Origin of the sequence: Ramlibacter sp., assembly GCF_028292805.1 — a bacterium.
GTDB lineage: Bacteria > Pseudomonadota > Gammaproteobacteria > Burkholderiales > Burkholderiaceae_C > Ramlibacter.
Genome location: NZ_JAQGLS010000184.1, coordinates 1 through 5,445, shown reverse-complemented (window position 1 = coordinate 5,445; position 5,445 = coordinate 1). Strand labels below are relative to the sequence as shown.

At 69.7% G+C, this 5,445-nt stretch carries 6 protein-coding genes; 2 read left to right on the top strand and 4 right to left on the bottom strand.

Annotated features, from left to right (window positions below):
* Both JWP65_RS11345 and JWP65_RS11340 read left to right on the top strand, forming a co-directional pair.
* A partial coding sequence (locus JWP65_RS11345; RefSeq protein WP_299763751.1) for a proline--tRNA ligase occupies window positions 1-1,708 on the top strand: 1,708 nt, incomplete at its 5' end.
* A 17-nt stretch (window positions 1,709-1,725) separates the two neighbouring features.
* A complete protein-coding gene (locus tag JWP65_RS11340; protein WP_299763753.1) occupies window positions 1,726-2,385 on the top strand; it encodes a lytic transglycosylase domain-containing protein in 660 nt (219 codons plus the stop codon).
* A gap of 73 nt (window positions 2,386-2,458) precedes the next feature.
* Here the strand turns inward: JWP65_RS11340 and JWP65_RS11335 are convergent, their stop codons facing one another.
* The 4 genes from JWP65_RS11335 to JWP65_RS11320 all read right to left on the bottom strand — a co-directional run.
* A complete protein-coding gene (locus JWP65_RS11335; RefSeq protein WP_299763749.1) occupies window positions 2,459-3,457 on the bottom strand; it encodes an AAA family ATPase in 999 nt (332 codons plus the stop codon).
* A gap of 151 nt (window positions 3,458-3,608) precedes the next feature.
* A complete protein-coding gene (grxD, locus tag JWP65_RS11330) occupies window positions 3,609-3,938 on the bottom strand; it encodes a Grx4 family monothiol glutaredoxin (RefSeq protein ID WP_299763747.1) in 330 nt (109 codons plus the stop codon).
* Window positions 3,939-3,985: 47 nt separating this feature from the next.
* A complete protein-coding gene (gene prmC / locus JWP65_RS11325) occupies window positions 3,986-4,813 on the bottom strand; it encodes a peptide chain release factor N(5)-glutamine methyltransferase (protein WP_299763745.1) in 828 nt (275 codons plus the stop codon).
* On the bottom strand, window positions 4,810-5,445 hold a 636-nt coding region (locus JWP65_RS11320), incomplete at its 5' end, for a peptide chain release factor-like protein (RefSeq protein ID WP_299763743.1). The genes prmC and JWP65_RS11320, both read right to left, overlap by 4 nt.

Sequence of the window (5,445 nt, the reverse complement as noted above, 5' to 3'; positions counted from 1 at the left end):
AGCCCCCGCCGACGCCGAGGTCGCCAGCCACAAGCTGATGATGCGGGCCGGCATGATCAAGAAGCTCGGCGCCGGCATCTACACCTACATGCCCATGGGCCTGCGAGTGATCCGCAAGGTGGAAGCGATCGTGCGCGAGGAAATGAACCGCGCCGGCGCGGTGGAGTGCGCCATGCCGGTGGTGCAGCCGGCCGAACTCTGGCAGGAAACCGGCCGCTTCGAGAAGATGGGTCCCGAGCTGCTGCGCATCAAGGACCGGCACGACCGCGACTTCGTGGTCCAGCCCACCAGCGAGGAAGTCGTCACCGACATCGCCCGCCAGGAGCTGCGCAGCTACAAGCAGCTGCCCAAGAACCTGTACCAGGTGCAGACCAAGTTCCGCGACGAGCGCCGGCCGCGCTTTGGCCTGATGCGCGGGCGCGAGTTCACCATGAAGGACGCCTACAGCTTCGACCGCGACCCGGCCGCGGCCAGGCGCAGCTACGAAACGATGGCGCAGGCCTACCGGCGCATCTTCGACCGCTTCGGCCTGCGCTACCGCGCCGTGGCCGCCGACAGCGGCGCCATCGGCGGCGACCTGTCCGAGGAATTCCAGGTGATCGCCGCCACCGGCGAGGACGCCATCGTCTACAGCCCGGACGGCGACTACGCGGCCAACATGGAAAAGGCCGAGGCGCTGGCGCCGGCCGGCCCCCGCCCGGCCGCCGGCAAGGCCATGGAGAAGGTGCCCACGCCCGGCAAGTCCACCTGCCAGGCCGTCGCCAGCTTGCTGGCGGTGCCGCTGCAGGCCACGGTCAAGTCGCTGGTGCTGGCGACCGACAAGCTCGATGGCGCCGGCAACATCGCGCAAACGCGGGTGTGGCTGCTGCTGCTGCGCGGCGACCACGACATGAACGAGATCAAGGTCGCCAAGGTGCCCGGGCTGGACGACGGCTTTCGCTTTGCCACCGTGCCGGAGATCGAGGCGCACTTCGGCACCAAGCCCGGCTACCTTGGCCCGGTCGCGATGAAGCAGCCGGTGCAGGTGGTGGCCGACCGCGAAGTCGCAGCCATGGCCGACTGGGTCTGCGGCGCCAACGAGGAAGACTTCCACATCACCGGCGTCAACTGGGGCCGCGACCTGCCCGAGCCGGCGCTGGTGGCGGACCTCCGCAACGCGGTGGCGGGCGACCCGTCGCCGGACGGCAAGGGCGCGCTCGCCATCGAGCGCGGCATCGAGGTCGGGCACATCTTCTACCTGGGCACCAAGTACAGCGTGGCCATGAACGCCAACTTCCTGGACGAGGACGGCAAGCCCAAGCCGTTCGAGATGGGCTGCTACGGCATCGGCATCACGCGGCTGCCGGCCGCGGCCATCGAGCAGAACCACGATGAGCGCGGGATCATCTGGCCCGACGCGCTCGCGCCGTTCACCGTGGTGGTCTGCCCGATCGGCATGGACCGCAGCGCCGACGTGAAGGCGGCCGCGGAACAACTGCACGACGAGCTCGCAGCGGCCGGCGTCGACGTGATGCTGGACGACCGGGGCGAGCGGCCCGGCGCGATGTTCGCCGACTGGGAGCTGATCGGCGTGCCGCACCGGGTGGTGATCTCCGACCGCGGCTTGAAGGAAGGGCAGCTGGAGTACCAGCACCGCCGCGATGCCGGCGCCACCAAGGTGCCGGCCGGTGACATCGCGGGCTTCCTCAAGGGGCGGCTGGCGGCGTGACGAACCGGCGGCAGTTCCTGCAGCCCGCTGCGGCGGGGCTCGGGTGGCTGCTGCTGGGCGGCCGGGCCCATGCCGGCGGCCAGCTCGAGGAGCCGCTGGCGGACTCGGTTCGCACCGCGCTCACGTCCGCCGTCGCCAACAGCGCCCCGCCGGTCCCCGTCTTCCACGACACCGATGCGCGCCTGAAGTACCTGCGCTGGCTGGGGGCGATGAGCGGGCGGCTGCGGCGTCGCCAGCCAGACTGGACCGAGCGCAAGGAGTTCCTGCAGACCGTCTGGTACGAGACCAGGCGCGCCGGTCTGGACACCGCCCTGGTGCTGGGCCTGATCCAGGTCGAGAGCGCGTTCCGCAAGTTCGCCGTCAGCCCGGTGGGCGCGCGCGGCTACATGCAGGGGATGCCGTTCTGGACCCGCGTGATCGGCGACGGCGACGCCGGCCGGCTGTTCCACATGCAGACCAACCTGCGCTTTGGCTGCGTGATCCTGCGCCACTACATCGACCGCGAGCGCGGCGACCTGTTCATGGCGCTGGGCCGCTACAACGGCAGCCGCGGCCGCCCGCCGTATCCGAACGCCGTGTTCGGCGCGGCGCGCACCTGGGCTTTCGAGGATGTTCCGCTGCCGCCGGCGCCGTCGTCGGACCCGCTGCGGCCGGCGGACAGGCCGCAACCGTCCTGACTTCCTCCCCGGCTTGGCCCGGGATCCACGCCGCTCCTGCACCGTCGCCGCATCGATTGCGGCGGCAACACAGCTATTGCAGGAAGCCCAGCTTGCCCTTGCGCTCGCCGCACTTGGGCAGATCGTCGGCCTGGATGCTGTCCCGCTGTGCCAGTCGCGCATTGCCAAAGCCCGTCATCAGCGCGCGCCGCATTTCGCGCGGCGCCAGTTCGGCCAGGCAATCGAGCACGTCGTCGGCCGGGTCGGCGTCGAAGCGCTTGCCCCAGCCGTGGTCGGCGCGGATCGAAGAGTAGAGGTTGCGGGCGATGGCGCGCGCCTGCTCGGGCGACGGCGCCTCGATCTGGAACACGTTCATCCGGTTCAGGATCGGCTCGGGAATGCAACGCTCGTCGTTGGCCGTCATGATCCAGATCACCTGGCTGGCGTCAATCGCGACCTCGGCGAATTCGTCGGTGAAGGCGCCCGCCGTGTCGTGCTCCAGCAGGCTGTAGAGCGAGCCCAGCGGGTCGTACTGCGCATCGGCGCTGGCCTTGTCGATCTCGTCGACCACCAGCACCGGGTTGGCGTACTGGCCGTCGACCAGCGCCTCGAAAACCTTGCCGGGCTTGGCGCCCTTCCATTGCGAGGACGCGCCCGACAGCAGCCAGCCGGCCGTCATGGAGCTCATGGGAACCAGGCACATGCCGGTGCCGAGCAGGTCGGCGAGCTGGCGGGCGAAGTGGGTCTTGCCGATGCCGGGCGGGCCCAGCAGCAGCATCGGCGTGACGTCCAGGCCGTCACCCGAGTCCTGCGCCAGCGCCACGTGGCGCTTGACGTCGTCCAGGACCTCGGTGAAGTTGGGGAGCAGTTCGTACAGGGCGCCCATCTCGGGCACGCCGCTGGGCTTGACCTGGAAGCGGTCGGGACCGCGCTCGAGCATCCGCTCGTAGGTGGCGCGCAGCATCTCGTGCTCGCGCGCCGGCAGCTTGGACAGCTTGCGTTCCACATCGTGCGTGCGGAACACGCTGCGCAGGTTCGCGATCGGCAGCTGCAGGCCGCGGGACTGAGGAACCAGGCTGTGCGACGTATCCATCGACCTTCTCCTTCACGACTGTGCTTTCATTCGAGCATAGGTCGGGGCAAGGAGCAACGAGGTCAGCCGTCCAGCGCCTGCGCTTGTCAGCAGGAATCCACAGAAGAGGCGGGACGCGCCGCCGTTGGCAGCCGCGTCGCCCCTGGGCTGATCAGGCCTGCGGCTCGCCGCCCAGCACCTGCTGCAGCTCGCCGCTCTGGTACATCTCCATCATGATGTCGGAGCCGCCGATGAACTCGCCCTTGACGTAAAGCTGCGGGATGGTGGGCCAGTTGCTGTATTCCTTGATGCCCTGGCGGATGCCGTCGTCTTCCAGCACGTTCACCGTCTTGAGCTGCCTGGCGTCGACGCCGCAGGCCTTCAGGATCTGGATCGCCCGGCCGGAAAAACCGCACATGGGGAAGCTGGCGTTGCCCTTCATGAACAGCACCACTTCGCTGTTCTTGACCAGGTCGTCGATACGTTGCTGTGCGTCGCTCATCTTGATTCCTCCTAGGCAGGCAAGGCCTGCTTCAACATTGCGGCCAATTATCCCAGTTCAAGGCGGCAGGCGCCGGAACAGCGCTCGATGCCGGCCAGGTCACGCCGGCTGGCGGTGTCGACCAGGCCGGCGGCGGTGAGCAGCCCGCGCACGGCCTGCGCCTGGTGCCAGCCGTGTTCCAGCAGCAGCCAGCCGCCAGGTGCCAGCAGCGCCGGCGCCGCCTGCACGATGGCGCGCAGGTCGTCCAGGCCGTCGGCGCCGGCCACCAGTGCCGATACCGGCTCATGGCGCAAGTCGGCCAGGTGCGGGTCGCCGGCGGCCACGTAAGGTGGGTTGCTGACGATCAGCTCGTACGGGCCTTGAGCGCCTTCCAGCCAGCTGGCCTGGCGCAAATCCACGGCCAGGCCCAGCGCGTGGGCGTTGGCCGCGGCCACTTCCAGGGCGCCGGCGCTGCGGTCGACCGCTTCCACCACGGCGTCGGCACGGGCCTGCCGGATGGCCAAGGCGATGGCGCCGCTGCCGGTGCCCAGGTCGATCACGCGAGGCGCGAGCCGGTGCTGCAACAGCTCCAGTGCCCACTCGACCAGCGTCTCGGTGTCGGGCCGCGGCACCAGCACGCGGGGGTCAACTTGCAGCCGCAGGCCGAAGAATTCCTTTTCGCCCAGCAGGTAGGCCAGCGGTTCGCCGTCCGCCCGGCGGCGGCACAGCGCGCTGAAGGTCTCCCGCAACGGCGGCGCCAGCATGGTGTCGTCGTGCGCGATCAACCAGCCGCGATCGGTGCCGGGGCGGCCCAGCAGGTGCAGCAGCAACAGCTGCGCATCCAGCCGCGCCAGCCCCTGCGCCGCTGCCTGCTGCAAGGCTTGGTGCAGCGTCATGCGCGCACGGCGCCCATGCCCACTTCGAGTTCCTCCAGCTGCTCCGCCCTGCGGGCCAGCAGCAGCGCCTGGATCACTTCGTCGAGGTCGCCTTCCATGATCGCCAGCAAGCGGTACAGGGTCAGGTTGATCCGGTGGTCGGTCATCCGGCCTTGCGGGAAGTTGTAGGTGCGGATGCGGTCGGAGCGGTCGCCGCTGCCGATCAGGCCCTTGCGGGTGGCCGCGTCCCTGGCGGCCCGCGCCGAGCGGTCCTTCTCCTGGATCCGGGCGGCCAGCACCTGCATGGCCTTGGCCTTGTTGCGGTGCTGCGAGCGGTCGTCCTGGCACTCGGCCACGATGCCGGTGGGCAGGTGGGTGATGCGCACGGCGGAGTCGGTCTTGTTCACGTGCTGGCCGCCGGCGCCGGAGGCCCGATAGGTGTCGATGCGCAATTCGGCCGGGTTCAACGCCACGTCCTCGGCTTCGTCAGGCTCGGGCAGCACTGCCACCGTGCAGGCGCTGGTGTGGATGCGGCCCTGCGTTTCGGTGGCGGGCACGCGCTGCACGCGATGTCCGCCCGACTCGAACTTGAGCTTGCCGTAGATCCCGACGCCTGCGTCCGCCCCCGAATTTCCGCCGACGACGCGAATCAC